16 protein-coding genes and 1 pseudogene are annotated in these 18,676 nt (G+C 63.8%); 10 read left to right on the top strand and 7 right to left on the bottom strand.

What is annotated here, in order from left to right:
* Positions 1–215: 215 nt before the first annotated feature.
* Positions 216–3,647 (top strand): patatin-like protein, encoded by a 3,432-nt coding sequence (locus DCG74_RS31840; RefSeq protein ID WP_172785545.1) that lies wholly within the window; start codon positions 216–218, stop codon positions 3,645–3,647.
* 73 nt (positions 3,648–3,720) lie between these two features.
* On the opposite strand, the gene DCG74_RS31835 is transcribed toward DCG74_RS31840, so the two are convergent.
* Entirely contained in the window at positions 3,721–4,401 is a 681-nt protein-coding gene (locus tag DCG74_RS31835) for a GntR family transcriptional regulator (RefSeq protein WP_246570757.1), read from the bottom strand.
* 135 nt (positions 4,402–4,536) lie between these two features.
* Between DCG74_RS31835 and DCG74_RS31830 the strand changes: the two genes are divergently transcribed.
* From DCG74_RS31830 to DCG74_RS31815, 4 genes are all read left to right on the top strand, one after another.
* Positions 4,537–5,436: a VOC family protein gene (locus DCG74_RS31830; protein WP_172785543.1), complete on the top strand. Its 900-nt coding sequence runs from the start codon at positions 4,537–4,539 to the stop codon at positions 5,434–5,436.
* On the top strand, positions 5,433–7,049 hold the full coding sequence (locus DCG74_RS31825) for a bifunctional 3-(3-hydroxy-phenyl)propionate/3-hydroxycinnamic acid hydroxylase (protein ID WP_172785542.1): 1,617 nt from the start codon (positions 5,433–5,435) through the stop codon (positions 7,047–7,049). Before DCG74_RS31830 ends, DCG74_RS31825 begins: the two co-directional genes overlap by 4 nt.
* Positions 7,046–7,891: a fumarylacetoacetate hydrolase family protein gene (locus DCG74_RS31820; RefSeq protein ID WP_172785541.1), complete on the top strand. Its 846-nt coding sequence runs from the start codon at positions 7,046–7,048 to the stop codon at positions 7,889–7,891. Before DCG74_RS31825 ends, DCG74_RS31820 begins: the two co-directional genes overlap by 4 nt.
* 85 nt (positions 7,892–7,976) lie before the next feature.
* The gene (locus DCG74_RS31815; protein ID WP_172785540.1) at positions 7,977–8,954 is read left to right on the top strand and encodes a tripartite tricarboxylate transporter substrate binding protein; all 978 of its coding nucleotides are present in this window, start codon (positions 7,977–7,979) and stop codon (positions 8,952–8,954) included.
* A gap of 168 nt (positions 8,955–9,122) precedes the next feature.
* Here the strand turns inward: DCG74_RS31815 and DCG74_RS31810 are convergent, their stop codons facing one another.
* The gene (locus DCG74_RS31810; RefSeq protein WP_172785539.1) at positions 9,123–9,695 is read right to left on the bottom strand and encodes a DUF4440 domain-containing protein; all 573 of its coding nucleotides are present in this window, start codon (positions 9,693–9,695) and stop codon (positions 9,123–9,125) included.
* Between the two features lie 82 nt (positions 9,696–9,777).
* Here DCG74_RS31810 and DCG74_RS31805 point away from each other — a divergent pair, with 82 nt between their 5' ends.
* The 4 genes from DCG74_RS31805 (at position 9,778) to DCG74_RS31790 (ending at position 14,383) form a co-directional block, all read left to right on the top strand.
* Positions 9,778–10,731 carry a LysR family transcriptional regulator gene (locus DCG74_RS31805; RefSeq protein ID WP_172785538.1) on the top strand — a complete coding sequence of 318 codons (954 nt, stop codon included), beginning with the start codon at positions 9,778–9,780 and terminating at the stop codon, positions 10,729–10,731.
* A 75-nt stretch (positions 10,732–10,806) separates the two neighbouring features.
* Entirely contained in the window at positions 10,807–12,270 is a 1,464-nt protein-coding gene (locus tag DCG74_RS31800; protein ID WP_172785537.1) for a GH1 family beta-glucosidase, read from the top strand.
* A gap of 233 nt (positions 12,271–12,503) precedes the next feature.
* Positions 12,504–13,736, top strand: a complete 1,233-nt coding sequence (locus tag DCG74_RS31795) for an acetyl-CoA C-acetyltransferase (protein ID WP_172785536.1) — start codon at positions 12,504–12,506, stop codon at positions 13,734–13,736.
* Positions 13,737–14,080: 344 nt separating this feature from the next.
* Entirely contained in the window at positions 14,081–14,383 is a 303-nt protein-coding gene (locus DCG74_RS31790; protein ID WP_018320691.1) for an HU family DNA-binding protein, read from the top strand.
* A gap of 70 nt (positions 14,384–14,453) precedes the next feature.
* On the opposite strand, the gene DCG74_RS31785 is transcribed toward DCG74_RS31790, so the two are convergent.
* The 5 genes from DCG74_RS31785 to DCG74_RS31765 form a co-directional block, all read right to left on the bottom strand.
* Entirely contained in the window at positions 14,454–14,609 is a 156-nt protein-coding gene (locus DCG74_RS31785; RefSeq protein WP_172785535.1) for a hypothetical protein, read from the bottom strand.
* 5 nt (positions 14,610–14,614) lie between these two features.
* The gene (gene lon / locus DCG74_RS31780) at positions 14,615–16,993 is read right to left on the bottom strand and encodes an endopeptidase La (protein WP_172785534.1); all 2,379 of its coding nucleotides are present in this window, start codon (positions 16,991–16,993) and stop codon (positions 14,615–14,617) included.
* Positions 16,994–17,001: 8 nt separating this feature from the next.
* Positions 17,002–17,385, bottom strand: a complete 384-nt coding sequence (locus DCG74_RS31775) for an Hsp20/alpha crystallin family protein (RefSeq protein ID WP_024342525.1) — start codon at positions 17,383–17,385, stop codon at positions 17,002–17,004.
* Positions 17,386–17,540: 155 nt separating this feature from the next.
* Positions 17,541–18,107, bottom strand: coding sequence for a ferritin-like domain-containing protein (locus tag DCG74_RS31770; protein ID WP_172785533.1), 567 nt, complete (start codon positions 18,105–18,107; stop codon positions 17,541–17,543).
* Positions 18,108–18,205: 98 nt separating this feature from the next.
* Positions 18,206–18,391 carry a hypothetical protein gene (locus tag DCG74_RS31765; RefSeq protein ID WP_246570760.1) on the bottom strand — a complete coding sequence of 62 codons (186 nt, stop codon included), beginning with the start codon at positions 18,389–18,391 and terminating at the stop codon, positions 18,206–18,208.
* Positions 18,392–18,520: 129 nt separating this feature from the next.
* On the opposite strand from DCG74_RS31765, the pseudogene DCG74_RS31760 reads away from it, so the two are divergent.
* Positions 18,521–18,610, top strand: a pseudogene (locus DCG74_RS31760) (MarC family protein); the annotation flags it as partial.
* Positions 18,611–18,676: the final 66 nt, after the last annotated feature.

Below are 18,676 nucleotides of genomic sequence, written 5' to 3'. Positions count from 1 at the left end.
ACCAAGCCACGCCGGTTCGATTTTGCGTCCATATGTTTCGATCGTGATTTCGAGGGCATGACCTCGATGGTGTGCGTGCAGGAGCCCGGCGCAATTTCAGTGGCGTCGTGGCAAGGGCACAATGAGCTGCTGACCGATTAGTGGGAACGTCGCGAGCCGCCATGGGTGGCCTCGCTTCGACGAATTGCGTGAAGATTTTTTGAACGAGGCGGGCGATGGAAGTTGCTGCGGCTTGTCACCCCAGGGTGGGGGATAATCTCTATTCGCGGGAGATCCGCTTCGGCATCGTGATGTATGGTGGCGTTTCGCTCGCGATCTACATCAACGGAGTTACGAATGAGCTCTACGAGATGGCGTGCGCGACGCCGAAGGAGCATGACGACCTGAATCTTCGCGGGACGCGCGAGGTCTACCGAAAGGCGTCGTGGCTGCTGCGCGACGAGAACTTGCGCGCCCGCTATCTCGAGCATCTGACCATCGGCGGGCGTGACCCGTTCGCCGACATGGCCACTCTGCCGACTGGGCAACGCACACGCTTCGTGGTGGATTCGCTCGCGGGCACCTCCGCTGGCGGCATCAACGGCATTTTCCTCGCAAAAGCTCTCGTCAGCGGACAGAAGTTCGCTCCATTGAAGACGTTGTGGATCGAGGAGGGCGATATCAATCGTCTGCTCAACGACAACGCCTCCTACGAGGGGCTGGAGTTCGCCAAGACCGGTTCTGCGCCGCAGTCGCTCCTGAACAGCGATCGGATGTACGTCAAGCTTCTCGATGCCTTCGAGAAAATGGAGAAGGAGAGAGAGGGGAGGGTCGCGCCGACGGCGAGGGGCGAGTCTCAACTGGTCGACGAACTGGATCTGTACGTCACGACGACGGACATTCGAGGCGCAGTCGTGCCGTTGCGGCTGTTCGACAAGGTCGTCTATGAGCAGCGCTACAAGCAGGTCTATCACTTCCAATATGCCGCCGGGGGCGAGAACCATTTCACCGAAAGTTTCGCCCCGTTCCTTGCGTTTGCGGCGCGTTGCACGTCATCCTTCCCATTCGCATTCGAACCGATGTCCGTATCCGACGCGCAGCGCTTGTGCGACGCGCGCCAGACCGTCGGGAGCGTGAATTTCGACGCCTGGAAGCCGTTCTTCACGGGGCTGTCGATCGCGGACCTGGACGGTGACGGTTGGCGCAAGCGCGCGTTCGGCGACGGAGGCTATCTCGACAACAAGCCGTTCAGCTACGTCGTCGATGCGCTGTCATGGCGACTCGGCAGCCTACCGATGGAACGCAAGCTGATCTATGTCGAGCCGACCCCCGCTCATCCCGAAACCGAGCAGGGAAGCGCGAGCCAAAAACCCGATGCGCTCGCCAATGCGCTCTCGGCCATGCTGACAATCCCGCAGGATGAGACGATCCGCGAGGACATCGAAGCGGTGTTGGCGCGCAACAGGCGCATCGAGCGGGTCGAGCGGATCGTGCGTCAGGTCGAAGTCGACATCGAAGCGCGCAACGATGACCCCTTCGCGCGCATCGTGCTCGACGGGGACGGCAAGGTGCCTGCCTGGCGGTCGCGCGACATGCGCCATATGGTCGATTACTACGGCGTCGCGTTTCTGCCATACCGTCATCTCCGGCTGATGACCGTCACGGACGATATCGCCGATCGATTGGCCGTCTGGTGGGGCATCGACCGCCGCTCCGACCAATTTTACGCGTTGCGCGCGTTGGCGCGAGCCTGGCGCGAGGAGAATTTCTACGAATACGAGAAAGACGCCAAGGGTCGTACCGAGTCGGTCAACGCCTTTCTGGACGATTACGACGTCAAGTATCGGCTCAGGCGCACCGGGTTTATCCTGCGCAAGGTGCATCAGCTTCGAAGTCTTTTCATCAAGCCCGAGCTGCCTGGCGCCGGGAACGCCTGGTCGGATGCTGAAACACATCTCATGGAACGGTGGGACAGGCACGTGTCCCACCGGCGAATGGACACGCTGGCGCTCCTCGCTGCGTTGAACAGCCTCGCCGGCGGGCTCGGAGAAGCCATCGCCCAGCTCCGTTGCGTGACCTGGCAGTTGAAGCCCCCGGAGAACGGGTGCAGGTCGGCATGTCATGAAGAATTGATCCAGACCCTTCGTGTGATTCTTGGCCAGAAGCCGGATCCCAAATTGAAGGCGTTGACGACCAAGTCCGGTACGCCCGTGCCGCTTCCGAGCGACCTGCCGCCTCCGAGTCCGCTGCGGACGCTTCAGGAGAACGTCTTCGCCAACGCCAAGATGCTCCTCCAATATACGAGGGCCGTCGAGACGCAGCTTCAGGTCGCGCTCGAGGGCGACATTCGCGCGTTGAAAGACGGTTACGCCCCGGTGATCGGCATGGCGCCGCGCGGCCAGATGCCGCTTCCCCAGGCCCTGCTTGGGAACCCGGAGCTTCATGCCTGCGAGGAGAGCGACGAAGGCGGCCCCAAGGTCCGCGTCGCGGTCGCCAAGGTGGCCTTGCCAGATGACGTCGATGCGCTCAACACCCCGGAGGGGACGGCGCTCCGCGAATTCCTGGCCGAATATTTCATGAGGTTCGACGAGTACGATCAGGCGAGCTTCCCGCTCTACTACGATACAGGTACCGGCGAGCCTTCGACCGTCGAGATCGTTCGGGTCAGTCCGGAGGATGCCACCAGCCTGATCGACGAACGCAATGGCCTGCGACACAAGCTCGCCGGCGTTGCCGTGCTTCACTTCGGCGCCTTTCTCGACGAGCAGTGGCGGCGCAACGACATCATGTGGGGCCGGCTGGACGGTTGCGAGCGGATACTGGCAACCCTGTTTCCTGCCGCCGAGGACAAGGTGATCAGAGACGCTCTCCTCAAGGAGGCGCAATGTACGATCATACGCGAGGAGATGAAGCCGGATAGTTACGACCAATTGGTTGACGGCTTCACAAAAGCGCTGGCGGAGCAGAAGAATGAAACGCTCGAAGGCGCCTTCGATGCCTTATGGCAAAAACTGGCGCTGACCGCGGGCGGACAGCGCCGCACGCAGATCGCTCAGGCGCTGAAAGAGGTGCTGGGCGACCAGGGCATGCTCAACTATGTGCGCGAGTACTACAACGTCAACCGCAGGCCCAGCACCGAGGTCGCGCTGCGGACCGGCTCACGCGCCTTGACCATTACCGGACAGATCCTCGAGCAGGCGGAACAGCACCGTCGGGGACAGCGAAGCTGGATGATGTGGGTCACAAGGGCCGGTCGCGCGGTTCAGACCCTGCTCACGATCTCGACGCCGGGCAGCCTTGGTCGAGCCGTGTTCTGCTACTGGCTCGGGCTGCTGTATGTTGTGGAATTCCTGTTCTTCGGCATTACCGCGTTGATCGGGGCGTCGGGTGCTCGCAATGTCAGCCTGATTGCTTTGGCGATCACGGCGGCCGTTCACCTGTCGATCACGATGCTGGGAGACTTCATCGCTCGGCAGGAAAAGTGGGCCAGGTGGGTGCGGTTGATCAAGGGAGGCACCCTCGGACTTGCCGTCATGGCCGGCCTGCTCATCTTCTTCGGCGTGATGGCGTTTGCCAATGGCGGTTTCGCCGGAATCAATTGTCCGGACGGACATAACGTGTTCGGCTCAGCCTTCGATCTGTTCTGTAGACCGAAGACCGGTTCATGATCCTGATGCACGCCGCGTGATCCGTTGCCGAAGCGCTCGCGCTGAACGAGGGAGCCATGTCCCTGATGCGAAGCTACGCCAGCAATCCGTCGAGATCGGAATAGATGACGTCGGCCGTACGCTGATAGTGCTGCTGAAGCAGATGCACGGCCCGCTCACTGTCCCTGCCGAGAACCGCCTGAAGGATATCGGTGTGCTCGGCACCGACCTTGCGTGCCGGATAGGCCTTCGCAATCGACATCATGCGATACCGATAGAGCCGGTCGGCGAGTTGCTCGCAGAAGCCGAGCAGCGGCCGTGAGCCGCAAAGACCGATCAGCGTCGTGTGGAAGGCACGGTGCACCTTCTCCCAATCCGGATTGTCCTCGAACGTGTCGTGCTTAAGCGAGCGCGCCGTACGATCAAGCCTGTGATGCGCAACCAGCAGAGCCTCTTCCCAGGTCTGGGTCGCATTCTGCATGGACTCGCGGAGCGCCAGGCCTTCCACCCAGCATCGCGTCTTGGTCAGCTCCTGCAACTCCTCCTTGCTGACCTCCTTCACGTAGAAGCCGCGTTGCTCCATGCCGACGACGAACTCTTCGCTGGTCAGGCGGTTGAGCGCCTCGCGCAGCGGGGTCTGCCCGACATTGTACTGCTCCATCAGGAAGCGCGACTGGAGTTTGCGACCGGGCTCGAGCCGCGTCGTCAGGATGTCGGCCTTGAGCCGTGCGTAGATCGTGGTGGCCAGCGTGGCCGGTTGGCCGTCAGTGCTCATGGGCATCCCATCAGAATCTCCAGCACTTATGTACATTAGCACGGCTCGTGCCAATTATTTATAAATTTTTGCTTTACGTGGAACTTTATACATATTAAGGAGGGAGACGTTCGCGTTCCTTGGTAAGGAAGCCCAATGTCCGCCTTTCCGGTAACGGCCCTGCGCAGCGTCGAAATCACGACGCCGCAGCTTGCCGGCTCGATCGAGTTCTACAGCAAGGTCTGGGGCCTCGACGTCGCGGCGGAAGCGGGCGACACGGTGTACCTTGCCGCGACGGGCAGCGACTTCCACGTCCTCGAGCTCACGCCGGGCGAGACGACGTCACTCCGCAAGATCAGCTTCCGCACCCGCTCGCACGACGATCTGCACCACTTGTTCGGGCGTGCGCGGCAGGCCGGCTGTGAGGTGATCAGCTCACCCGCGCCGTCGCCTGCTCCGTCAGGCGGGACAAGTTTCGTGGTTCGCGAAGCGCAGGGATGCGTCATCGAGTTCGTTCATGGCGACCGTACCAAGCCGGCGCGCGTGATCGCGGATCGCCCCGAGCGGCTGGCACATGTCAACATCAACAGCGCCGGCATTGAAAAGCTTTCGGCCTTCTACCAGGAGACCTTGGGATTCCGGCTGTCGGATCGATCCAAGCTGATGGCGTTCCTGTGCTGCAACAGCGATCACCACGCGGTCGTGCTTGCGGAGGCTCCTCGCAACGGCCTCAATCACGTGGCTTTCCTCATGCCTGATCTCGAGTCCGTCATGCGTGGCTCCGGCCGCATGATCGATCATGGCTATCCGATCGGCTGGGGCGTTGGCCGCCACGGTCCGGGCGACAACGTGTTCGCCTATTTCGTAGATCCGGCTGGTAGCGTCATTGAATACACGGCCGAAGTCTTGCAGATCGACGACAGCTACGTCGCGAAGGGGCCGAGCGATTGGGTCTGGCCTCCGGGACGAACCGATCAATGGGGCATCGCTCCGCCCAAGTCTGACGCCTGCAAAACGGCGCAGATCGCCGTTCCCTTCGCGACGGCGCGCACATGACGGATACGGCCGGCGCCATCGACTACGACGTGCTCGTCGTCGGCTTCGGGCCGACCGGCGCCGTTGCCGCAGGCCTGCTCGGCGGCCTTGGTCATCGCACGCTGGTCATTGACCGGCTGACCGACGTGTACGACAAGCCGCGCGCGATCGCGCTCGATCACGAGATTTTCCGTCACTTTGATAATATGGGGCTCACTGATGCAATCTCGCCCTATATCGAGCCTTTCACCGCATCGGAGCATTTTGGGGTCGACGGCCAGCTGATCCGGCGAATCGACATGGTCGCAAAGCCCTATCCGCTTGGCTACACGCCGAGCATGGTGTTCAGCCAGCCCGCGGTCGAGGCCGAACTGCGCTGCCACGCGACCAGTTTTTCCAACGTGCGGGTAGAGCTCGGGGTCGAGCTGCTCGGTCTCGTGCAAACGCCCGATCGCGTCGAAGCATGCCTGAAGAACAGCGATGGACAGCACCGCTCCGTGACGGCGCGCTACGTAGTCGGCTGCGACGGCGCATCGAGCACCGTGCGTCAGATCGCAGATCTCGCGCTTGAGGACCTCATCTTTGATGAACCCTGGCTGGTGGTCGACATCCGCGTGAACGAAGACGCGCTTGCCCGACTGCCGCAATGTTCCGCGCAGTTCTGCAATCCGGCGCGCCCTGTGAGCTTCCTGATCGGCCCGAAGAAGCACCGCCGCTGGGAGATCATGCTGCTGCCAGGCGAAGACGCGCGGCAGATGGAGCGGCCCGACAATGTCTGGAAGCTGCTCGCGCCATGGCTCACGCCGCATGACGGAGAATTGTGGCGGGCCGCCTCCTATCGTTTCCACGCCCTCGTCGCCGCCGAGTGGCGCAACGGCAGGATCCTGATCGCCGGCGATGCTGCGCATCAGCAGCCTCCCTTCATCGGCCAGGGTATGTGCCAGGGCCTGCGCGACGCCACGAACCTGGTCTGGAAGCTGGATCATGTGCTCAAGGGCGTCTCCTCCGACAGTCTGCTCGACAGCTACACGGTCGAACGCAAGCAGCACGTCATCGAGCTGACCGGCAAGATCAAGGCGATCGGCCAGTCGATCTGCGAACGCGATGCGGCAGCGGCCCGGCGGCGGGATGCGCAAATCCTCGCCGACGGCGGCGGCAAGCCGCTGCTGCTGACGCGGCAGGAAATCATTCCGCCGCTCCGCGCGGGATGCCTGTCACAGCACGAGATGCCCGCACGTGGCACTCTGTTTCCGCAGCCGCGCATCGCGAGCGGCCCTACCGCTCGCTTGCTGGACGATGTGACCGGGACCGGCTGGCGCGTGTTGATCGACGGCCGCAGCGATGATGCCGCTTCCATGCTCTCGCTCTGTGCCACGCGCCCGGACGTGTCGGCGGCGGCAGTCGCGCCTGCCGGCGCGGGTCTGCCAAATGCGCTTGAAGAGACCGAGGGCGTGCTCGCGAACTGGTTCGACCGCCACGGTGTCGTCGCTGCGATCGCGCGACCAGACCATTACGTTTTCGGAACCGTGCGCAATGCCTCCGAGCTAGGCGATCTCATGCGCGAGATCGAGTTGCGTCGTCGCGACGTCCGAGCAAGACAAGATTCCCGATCTGACATGGAGAGAATACCGTGAAGCTTGCCACCGTGGCGATCGACGGCCGCACCACCTGGGGCATTGTCGAAGACGAAACCTTTTTCGATGTCGGCGCTGCACTCAAAGCGCGCTATGCCGATCTCAAGGCCGCTATCGGCGCCGACTTCGCCGGCGTTGCGGATGCAAAGACCTCCGTCGCCGGCGTTCCGATCTCAACGGTCACCTGGCTGCCGGTCATCCCGAACCCGGACAAGATCCTGTGCGTGGGCCTGAACTACGAGACCCACCGCAAGGAGACCGGCCGCGCTGAGGTCGATCACCCCACCATTTTCTCGCGCTATGCCAACAGCCAGACCGGACATTTGCAGCCCATCGTGCGGCCGCGCGTCTCGACTGATCTCGATTTCGAAGGCGAACTCGCGGTCATCATCGGCAAGGCGGGACGTTACATCTCCCGCGCGGATGCTATGGATCATGTCGCGGGATACTCCTGCTACAATGACGGCAGCATCCGCGATTTCCAGCGTCACACCCATCAATTCACGCCGGGCAAGAATTTTCCGGATACCGGCGCGTTCGGGCCCTGGATGATGACGCCGGACGAGCTCGGCCCGCTCGGAGAGCTCAAGCTCCAGACCCGCCTCAACGGGCAAGTCATGCAGGAAGCGCTAATCAAGCAGATGATCTTCGATATCCCGCGTCAGATCGAATACTGCTCCACGTTTACGCGCCTCGAGCCCGGGGACGTCATCGTCAGCGGAACGCCGGGGGGTGTCGGTGCGCGGCGCGAGCCGCCGCTCTGGATGAAGCCTGGCGATGTCGTCGAGATCGAGGTCGAACGCCTCGGCGTGCTCAGGAATGTCGTCACAGACGAAACCTGATCGAGCGATTGCTGCCGCCGACGGCTGCGGCGTGCGAACGACCAAAAATGGCCCGCAAAGCGGGATCTCCAGGGAGGAACACCCCATGTCCGGATTATCCCGTCGTCTGCTGCTCGCCGGCGTTGCGCTTTGCTGCTCTCTTCCGGCCTTCGCGCAGTCGTGGCCGCAGCGGCCCGTGACCGTCGTCGTGCCTCAGCCGGCGGGCAACAGCCCCGACGTGATGTGTCGCCTCATCACCGAAAAGCTCTCGCGGACCTTCGGGCAGCAGTTCGTCGTCGAGAATCGTCCGGGTGCCGCAAACCTCGTCGGCACACAGGCGGTCGCCCGTGCGGCTCCGGATGGCTACACGTTCCTGTTCGCCACATCGGCGGCGCTCGTCACCAACCCCTACACGTTCAAGAAGCTCCCCTATGATCCCGTGAAAGACTTCATCCCGGTCGCGATGGTGGCCAAAAGCAATCACGTCCTTCTCGTCAATCCCGAGGTGAAGGCCAATACGCTGCCGGAATTGATCAAGCTGGAAAAATCGGCACCGGGTTCGCTAAGCCTCGCCGTCGACGGTGCGCGCAACCTCTCGGGCCTGATCGCTCAAGCCATCAACAAGAGCGCCGGGACCGGTTTTGTCCTCATCCCCTACAACACGACCACGAATGCGGTGCAGGACGCCATTTCAGGACGTATCCAGGTGACGATCCAGTCGGCATCGATCGCCGAGGCCTTCATCAAGGCGGGTACGCTGCGACCTGTTGCCGTTGCAGGTTCCAAACGGATCGACTCCCTGCCGGACGTTCCCGCGATTGCGGAGATGCTGCAAAGCGTCGATCTCCAGGGCTGGTTCATGTTCATGGCCCCGGCCGGTACTCCCGCTGACATCGTCGCGAAACTGAGCGCCGAGATTGCGCGCGTCCTGGAATCGTCCGATGTGCGCGAGCGCGCGCCGACCCTCGGCTTCGATGTCCGTGTCGGCGATGCCGTGACGGCGGCAGGCGCCAAGCGCTTCCTCGACGACCAGCTCGTCTCGTCCGGCAAGATCATCCAGGGGCTCGGCATCGAGCCTGAATAGCGCCTGGGAGCAGGGGCGCTCTTCGGCATATTTGCCTCGTCTGCCCCACTGCTTCTCAAATTCCCCTGACCCGTCATTGTACGGGCTGCAACAACCATCGCGGGGGCAGCATCACATGTCGGACAAGATCTCGCGTCAGCTCGAATCCAGCTCATCTGCGGCGCTTCGTCATTCTTCCTCTGGCCAGCCCCGGGCGAGTATCGCCGCCTGTTTCAAGGTGATGCTTCGGACCAGCGGATCCGCATGACGGTGCACGAGTTGCCAATCCGTGCCGTCCCTGCGGTAGACTTCGGTCACGCGCAGCGACCAGTCTTGGGCCGGCAGCCCGCCCACCTCGGCGCGCTGGCGCTCGACCATGACGAGAACGACGAGCGCGTCCGATGCATAGGTCTGCAAAACCTCGAGTTCCGTTTTGCCTTCCCTGAAGTATCGCGATAGCGCAGCAAGGCGCTCGGGGCTGGCGTCAAATCCGCGGCTTGCCGGGCCGCCGAAGGGCTGCATCAGCGTGAAATCCGGCGCAATGCCAACAAGCCTGGACCAGCGATCCATGTCGCCCCGCATGAAGGCGGCATTTTTCTGCCGAGCGCGCTCAACGAGAGCCGTTAGCGCCTCGTTCTGAGCCGCCGCATCGGCCGACAGCTGAACGGACAGTGGAATTGCAGCCGTAGCGGCCATCATCGAGCGCCGCGAGATCTGCTGAGAATCTGGGCTTTTGTTCGCTCCGGGCGGTCTCCTGGTCATTTCACAGCTCCTGGTCGAATGACGTGCGAGCTCATCCATGGAGCCTTGATCCCGATGAATCCAGCGATATGATTTCAGCAACATGCTGAACCAAATTGATTTATCCAGGATCGACCTCAATCTCCTCGTGCTCTTCCGCGTGGTTTTGGAAGAGCGCCATGTGGCGCGCGCAGCCGCTCGGCTGAGCCTGACACCGTCGGCCGTCAGCCATGCGCTCGGCCGGCTCCGGCTTCTGCTGAACGATCCGCTGTTTCTGCGGACCCCGAAGGGCGTCGTTCCAACGGCACGGGCCTTGGAGCTAGGGGAGCCGGTGGCTGAGATCATCGCGCGCGTCGAACAGCTGTTCGGCTCGGCTACGCCGTTCGACCCCGAAAAGAGCAGCCGCAGGTTCACCATTGGCGCACCCGATGCGGTGCTGGTCTCGGCTACCGGTCCGCTGTTGCGATCGATCGCAGCTGCCGCGCCGCACATAGACATCGGGTTGATCCACCTGATGCCGGCGCCGCGCGACGGCGCGATCGGAGAGCCTTGGCAGCAATGCCTCGACATGCTGGAAAGACGCGAGCTGGACGTCGCAATGTTGCCGCTGCCTTCGGTATCACCGCGGTTCGAGGCGCGCAGCCTCTATGAGGAGGAGTTTGTGCTGGCCATGCGCAAGGGACATCGCTTGTCAAAAGCGCCAACCCATGCGGCCTTCGCGCAATCGCAACATCTGCTGGTCTCTCTCAGCGGTGAACCGCGCGGTTTCGTCGACGACATGTTGGCCAAGCGCGGCCTCCGACGCCGCATCGCCTTGACGGTCCCGAATTTCATGATGGCGCTTGCCCAGCTTTCCGGGTCTGACCTGATCGCAGCCTTGCCGCGCCGATTGGTGGAGCACCACGCGCGCCGTTTCGGCTTGGTGTTCGTCGAGCTGCCTTTCGCGCGCAAACCGGACACGATCCGGGCCATCGCAACCAAGGCGGCGATGAGAGACGCCGGCATTGAGTGGCTGATGCAGGTCTTGGTCGGTTCAATCGGAGCAAGTCGACGCTAGAATCCACCCGCTTCTCAAATCGCCCGGAACTGTTCATTGTGCCGGCCCGAAACGAAGAGAAGTGGAGCAGCATCGATGACGGATGGGGTCTCGCGCCGCCGGTTTGCCACGCTGGCGGGATTGTCCGCAGCCGGGATTGCGAGTCCCCTTGAGGCGGTCGAGGCCAAGCCGGCACGGCCGCCGCGCAATGCAGGCGGCTTTCCTGCGGGCTTTCTCTGGGGCACGGCGACCTCGTCCTATCAGGTCGAGGGCGCGGTCGAGGAGGATGGGCGAGGGGCCTCGATCTGGGACAAGTTCGTCCGCATCCCCGGCAAGATCGAGGACGGCACCACCGGCGACCGCGCCAACGAGCACTATCACCGCTACAAGGAGGACATCGCCCTCATCAAGGAGCTCGGCTGCAAGGCCTATCGCTTCTCGGTGGCCTGGCCGCGGCTGTTTCCCGACGGCGACGGCAAGCCCAATCCGAAAGGGCTCGACTTCTACCATCGTCTGGTCGACGAGCTCCTGAAGAACGACATCGAGCCGTGGCTGACCCTCTATCATTGGGATCTGCCGCAATCGCTCGAGGACCGTTTCGGCGGCTGGCGTTCGACCGAGACCTGCAAGATCTTCGGCGACTACGCGGCCTATGTCGCCGCGCACCTCACCGACCGGGTCAGGAACGTGTTCACGCTGAACGAGAGCGGGCGCTTCGTCTATTTCGGCTACGGCATCGGCATCGACGCGCCGGGCCTGAAGCTGCCGCAAGCCGACGTCAACCAGATCAGGCACAACAGCGCGCTGGCGCACGGGCTCGCGGTGCAGGCGGTGCGCGCCCATGGCCGCCGCGGCACCAGGGTGGGGCCGGCGGAGAACATCGATGCCTGCGCGCCTGCGTTCGACACGCCGGAAAACGTGCGCGCCGCGGAGATCGCGCTACGCGAGATGAATGCCGGTTATCTCAACGTCATCATGACGGGCCGCTATACCGATGCATTCCTGAAATACGCCGGGTCCAACGCGCCGAAATACACCGACGCGGAGCTCAAGATCATCTCTTCGCCGGTCGACTTCCTCGGCCTGAACATCTACGCGCCGCAGAACTATGTGGTGGCGTCCGACCAGGGCGCGGGCTTCAAGCCGCTGCCGATCCCGAAATCGTTTCCGCACATGAATTCGGACTGGCTGCGCGTCGGGCCAGAGACGATCTACTGGGTGCCGAAGCTGGCGGCGAAGATCTGGAAGACGGACGCGATCTACATCAGCGAGAACGGAACCTCCGGCGACGATGTGGTGTCGCCCGACGGCAAGATCTACGACACCGACCGCATCATGTATTTGCGCAACTATCTCGCCCAGCTCCAGCGCGCCACCGACGAAGGCGTGCCGGTGCGCGGCTATTTCCTCTGGAGCCTGATGGACAATTTCGAGTGGGTGTATGGCCTCAACAAGCGTTTCGGGCTGTACCACGTCAATTTCGACACCCAGGTCCGCACGGCAAAACTCAGCGCCAGCTTCTACCGCAACGTGATCGCGAAGAACGCGGCGGGGGCGTAGCTCTTCTCCCTCTCCCCGTTCTTACGGGGAGAGGGCAGGGGTGAGGGGCTCTCTCCGCGAGTCCATCTGTCGCCGTCCTTGCTGAAGCTCCCCCTCACCCGGATTTTCCGCTGCGCGTAAAATCCGGCCTCTCCCCGCACGCGGGGAGAGGCGAAGAAGGCGCCGTGCATTGACTCCACTCTCCCCCTTATTCAAAACCGTCTTCAACACCCATAAACAAAGGGACGACGCCAATGGCTGACGCGCTGATCATCGATGCCTGCCGGACCCCGCGGGGCATCGGCAAGGCCGGCAAGGGAGCCCTGTCGGGCATTCATCCGCAGCAGCTCGGCGCAACCGTGCTGCGCGCGCTCGCCGATCGCACCGGCATCAACACCGCTGATGTCGACGACATCGTCTGGGGCTGCAGCGCGCAGGTGGCAACGCAGAGCGGCGATCTCGGCCGCATGTCGGCGCTCGATGCCGGCTACGACGTACGTGCCAGCGCGGTGACGCTCGACCGCTTCTGCGGGAGCGGCATCACCAGCGTCAACATGGCGGCATCCTCGATCATGGCGGGTGCGGAAGACCTCGTCATCGCCGGCGGCTGCGAGATGATGTCGATGGAGGGACGCCGCGGCGGCGGCCCGATGATGATGGACGGCGGCAATCTGCGCCTGCGGGCACGGCATCCGCAGTCGCATCAGGGCGTCTGCGCCGATGCGATCGCGACGCTGGAAGGCATCACCCGAAGGGACGTCGACGCGCTCGGGCTGGAGAGCCAGAAGCGCGCCGCGCATGCGATCGCGAACGGCCACTTCAAGAAGAGCCTCGTGCCGGTCCACCGCGAGGACGGCAGCCTGGCGCTGGACCACGAAGAATACCCGCGGCCGCAGACCACGATGGAAGGCCTCAGCAGCCTGAAGCCGGCATTTCCGGCGATCGCGGACTACGCGCTCGACGACAAGGGCACGACCTATCGCGGCCTGATCCTGCAAAAGTACCCTGATCTCGACATCGACTTCGTGCATCACGCTGGCAACTCCTCGGGCGTCGTCGACGGCGCTGCTGCGATCCTGCTGGCCTCGCCCGCTTACGCCAGGGCCCATGGGCTCAAAGCCCGGGCCCGCGTGGTCGCGATGGCCAACATGGGGGACTCGCCGACCCTGATGCTGAACGCACCGGGACCGGCAACGCGCAAGGTGCTGGCCAAGGCGGGCCTCACCATCGACGACATCGACCTGTTCGAGATCAACGAGGCCTTCGCGGTGGTGGCGGAAAAATATATCCGCGACCTCAAGCTCGACCGGGCCAAGGTCAACGTCAACGGCGGCTCGATCGCGCTCGGCCATCCGATCGGCGCCACCGGCTCGATCCTGATCGGCACCGTGCTGGACGAGCTCGAACGGCGCGACCTCAAGCGCGGTCTCGTCACCATGTGCGCCGCCGGCGGCATGGCGCCAGCCATCATCATCGAGCGCGTCTAGCCAGTCGCCCCTCACTTTCTCCCCGTTTTTACGGGGAGGAAGACCGGCGACCTGCGATCCGACCCTTATTTTTCAGGGTGAAACATGCGTCTGCTTTCACAAAGAGGCCGGTCGTCGCTTGTCGAAAGCGGCGAATCAGTTCTAGCAAGATGTCGTGCGGGCCTTTGAAACAAGGCAAAAACCGCTGCCCGAGGCTTCCTCCGCTCCGGAAGGTGCTAAAAAGCAGGGTTTTTTGTCACAGCAGGCCAGAAAAGCCCGTAATTTCGCGACAAAACTGTGCAGAAGGCTATAGGCCTTCAACGGTTGGTCTAATATGCAACCGGCAACGAATCAGAGGAGACACGATGCCAACCCAGATGTCCAAATCGCAGTTGATCGAAAAGATTGCGACCGCCACCGAGCTTTCCAAGCGTGACGTCAAGAACGTCATGGAGACGTTGACCGACGTCGGCCACAAGGAGCTCAAGAAGAACGGCCTGTTCCTGGTGCCGGGCTTCGCCAAGTTCGTGGTCATCAAGAAGCCCGCGACCAAGGCGCGCAAGGGCACCAACCCGTTCACGGGTGAAGAGATGATGTTCAAGGCCAAGCCGGCCCGGAAGATCGTCCGCGCCCGCCCGGTCAAGGCCGCCAAGGACGCCGTGGGCTAACAACGCAAAGGCCCCCTCGAACGAGGGGGCCTTTTGTCTGGGGCTGCCGCGAGGGCCTGAGACGGAGGGCTCAACCCTTGCGGCGCTTCACCCGGACCGTAACAGGCTGAAGCCGCGGCTCGGATCCTGCGAGCGTATCGCGAATCCGGTCGATCGCCCGATCGAGCAATTGGCGCAGCCGCTGCGTCTTCCGCGATCGCTTCGCTCTTTCCAGCAGTTTCTTCATCGCCTTCACTCCGCCGCTTCTTTGGCTTCAGCCGGCTCGAGCGCCGCGGCGATGGCTTCGTCGACGCGCTCCAGCCAGATGAATTCGAGGTTGTCCCGCGCGCTCTTCGGGATGTCGTCGTAATCCCGCTTGTTGCGCGCCGGCAGCATCACCCGCTTCAGGCCGGCAGCCGCCGCCGCCACCACCTTCTCCTTGATGCCGCCGACCGGCAGCACCAGGCCGCGCAGCGAGATCTCGCCCGTCATCGCGGTGTCGCTCCTCACCGTCCGGTTGGTGAGCAGGGACGTCAGCGCCGTGAACATCGCAACGCCCGCGCTCGGCCCGTCCTTCGGGGTTGCCCCCGCCGGGACGTGAACGTGGATGTCGCTCTTCTCGAACGCCTGCGGATCGATGCCGAGCTGGGAGGCCCGGCTCTTCACCAGCGTCAGCGCAGCCTGCACGCTCTCGCGCATGACGTCGCCGAGCTGGCCGGTCAGGATCAGCCCGCCCTTGCCGGGCACGCGCGTGGCCTCGATGAACAGGATGTCACCGCCGACCGGCGTCCAGGCGAGGCCAGTGGCAACGCCCGGAACGCTGGTGCGCAGTGCGATCTCGCCCTCGAAGCGCGGCTGGCCGAGCACGGTGGCGATGTCGTTTGCCGTCACCACGACCTTCGTGGCCGTGCCTTCGGCGACCTGCACCGCGGCATGGCGGAACACCTTGCCGATTTCGCGCTCGAGGTTACGCACGCCCGCCTCACGGGTGTAGCCCTTGACGATCAGCTTCAAGGCCTCCGGCTCGATCTCGGCCTGCTCGGCCGAGAGGCCATTGGCCTCGAGCTGCCTCCGCACCAGATAGCGCCGCGCGATCTCCAGCTTCTCGTCCTCGGTATAGCCGGCGAGGCTGATCAGCTCCATGCGGTCCAGCAGCGGACCCGGGATCTGGTCCAGCATGTTGGCGGTCGCGATGAACACCACGCGCGACAGGTCGAAGGGCACGCCCAGATAGTTGTCCCGGAACGTCCCGTTCTGCTCGGGGTCGAGCACCTCCAGCATGGCGGCGGAAGGATCGCCCTGGACGCCGCGGCCCATCTTGTCGATCTCGTCAAGCATCATGACACAATTGCGCGCACCCGCCTTCTTGATGCCCTGGATGATGTTGCCGGGCAGCGCACCGATATAGGTGCGGCGGTGACCGCGGATCTCGGCCTCGTCATGCACGCCGCCCAGGCTGACGCGCACGAACGGGCGATCCATCGCGCGCGCGATGGACTGGCCGAGCGAGGTCTTGCCGACGCCGGGCGGGCCGACGAAGCACAGGATCGGGGCCTTGCCCTGCGGAGCGAGCTTGCGCACCGCCAGATATTCGATGATCCGGCTCTTGATCTTTTCCAGGCCGAAATGGTCGGCATCCAGGATGGCTCGCGCCTGCTTGATGTCGATCGGCTTCTCCGCGGGCAGCGCCCAGGGCAGCTCGATCAGCCAGTCGAGGTACGTGCGGACCATGCCGGCTTCGCCGGCAGCCTCCGGCATGCGCTCGTAGCGGCGCAGCTCCTTCCTGGCATGCGCCTCCGCCTCCGGCGGCATGTTGGCCTTGGCGATCGCAGCCGTCAGCTCGGTGACCTCGGCGGCCTTGCCGTCGCCTTCGCCGAGCTGGCGCTGGATGGTCGCCATCTGCTCGCGCAGGATCGCCTCGCGCTGCCGCTCGTCGAAGGAGGCCTTGGTCTGCTGGCCGATCTCGTTGGAAATGCGCAGCACCTCGAGCCGCTCGGCCAGGTGCTTCGACACCTTGTCGATGCGGAGCGCGAGGTCGATGGTCTCCAGCACCTCCTGCTTGTCCTGCGGCTTGATGTCCATGAACGAGGTGGCCAGGTCCGCCAGCGCGCCGGGCGCGCTGGTGCCCTGGAACATCGCGGCGAGCTCGGGCGGCGCCTGCGGCAGCAGCTCGATCGCCTCGATGGCCTGGCGCTGCAGGTTCAGCGCGCGGGCCTCGATCTCGGGCGAGGTCGTGGTCGGCTCGGGGATCTGCTGGAAGCGCGCGGCGGGGAACGGCGTCCCCGGCAGGAAGTCGAGGATGCGCGCGCGCTGCACGCCCTGGCAGACGATGTGGTGGGTGCCGTCGGGCGCGGTGATGTAGCGCACGATGTTGGCAATGGTTGCGACCCTATAGAGGTCGTCCGGCCCGGGGTCGTTGGTCTCGGGGCTGCGCTGCAGGACGATGCCGATCGGCCGTTGCTCGCGCAGTGCCTGCTGCGCGGCGGCAATCGACTTCGCCCGGCCGATCGTGATCGGCGCGATGGCGCCGGGAAACAGCACCATCTCGCGCACGGGGACGATGATCAGCGCGTCGTCGGGGATCTTCACGTCGTTATTGGTCTGTTCGTTGTTCATCTGTTCGGTGGCCATGATCGACCTCAGGATTTCGCGAGGCGCAGTGCGACGCAGCCGTCCATCACGAAGCGGCTGATGGCGTAGCGGCCGAGGGGAAGCGCGATGCGGCGCTCGAAGCGGCCCTGCGGCAGCTCGAGCCGATGGATGCGGGCGTTGCGAAGCTCCGGCGGGAGCGTGCGCTGACCCGAGATGACGAGAACGCCGTCATGGATGACGGTCTCGACATTGTCCGGATTGACGCCGGGAAGTGCGACAAGGATCAGGAGCTCACGCTCGGTTTCGAGCACGTCGATCGGCGGTTCCCAGCAGGCTTCCTGGCGGCCGAACTGCTGGCGCAGCCGATCGGCGCGGGTCAGCGAGTCCAGGGCTTCGGACAGCATCCAGTCGAGGGGATTTTTGGGTTGCATGATGCGGGCTCGGGGCTGGGAAAGCCTGCATATGGGGCTGGTTCCAAGGAAATCCAGTGCGGTGGCGCGCACGTGCCATGCGCCGCAGTGCGATCAAGGCAAGCGAACGCCGCGGCATGCGGCCGCGACGTTCCGTTCATTGGCAGGGCGCGCGGTCAGGCCGCTGCGCGGTACTCTTCTTCCGCTTCGAGGTTGATCACGGAGGTGGCGAGCTCGGTCAGCGTCCGATCGGTCGCTTCTTCCTCGTCCAGCGTCTCCTGGAGCAGCCTTGCTGCGTCCTGCATGCCGAGCTCCTCGGCCCAGGTGCGCAGCGTGCCGTAGCGGGAGATCTCGTAGTGCTCGACCGACTGCGCTGCCGCGAGCAGTCCGGCATCGAGCGCTGGCGCGCCCTTGAACTCCTTCATGATCTCGGCGCCCTCGTCGGCAATGCCGTTGATGGCTTCGCAGGGCTTGCCGCGTGCCGGCTTGCCCAGCATCTTGAAGATCTGGTCGAGCCGTTTGACCTGGCCCTGGGTCTCGCGCAAATGCTTGTTGAAGGCGGCCGCAAGCTCCTTGGAATTCGCGGCCTTGGCCATCTTGGGCAGGGTCTTGATGATCTTGTTCTCGGCGAAATAGATGTCCTTCAGCGTCTCCAGAAACAGGTCGCTGAGCATCTTCGGCGCCGGACGCGGCCGGCGCGCCGCGGTCTTCTTTGTCGTGCGTTTCTTCGCTCGTTTAGCCATACGTCCTCCTCATGAGGCGACACGGGAAGGCCTCGCCTTCCTCAATCCTCGGCCGATCAAAGCCGTCGGAGAACGAAAGTTCCAAACTGCAACCGCGCTCAGGTCGGGCGTTTGAAAGGGTCTTCCTGACGCTGGCGCTCTTCCGTTGCGCGATCAAGGCGTGCGCGCTCGCTGCGGCGCAAGTTGCCGGCCTTCATCACCCCGTAGACGAGGACCGCGCCGAGCACGAACGCGCCGATGAACCAGAGCCAAAGCATCTGGGCCGAGGCGTGGCCCAAGAGCATGCTAACTCCACTGTCGCTCATGATGGGTCTCCACAATTGTCCATTGCTGTCACGCTGAGCTAAGTCGGCGGCCGAAGCCTCGTTCCATGCGGCCGCGGCCCGCGGCGTCAGACCAGGTCGGCCAGCGGTTGCGGAAATGCCGTGCTCTCGCGCGTCCTTGGCATGAGGCTCGCCGCCTATTCCGTGCAGTTCGTCATCAACGGGGTCGCGGCGGTCCGGACAGTTTGCCCTAGGGCTTGGCGGCAGGATCCGGGACGCTTTCGCTTGCACTGTCACGTTGCTTTG

This window comes from Bradyrhizobium sp. WBAH42, assembly GCF_024585265.1.
Lineage (GTDB): Bacteria > Pseudomonadota > Alphaproteobacteria > Rhizobiales > Xanthobacteraceae > Bradyrhizobium.
The sequence above is the reverse complement of the archived record's forward strand: the minus strand, read 5'-3'. Positions and strand labels throughout refer to the sequence as shown.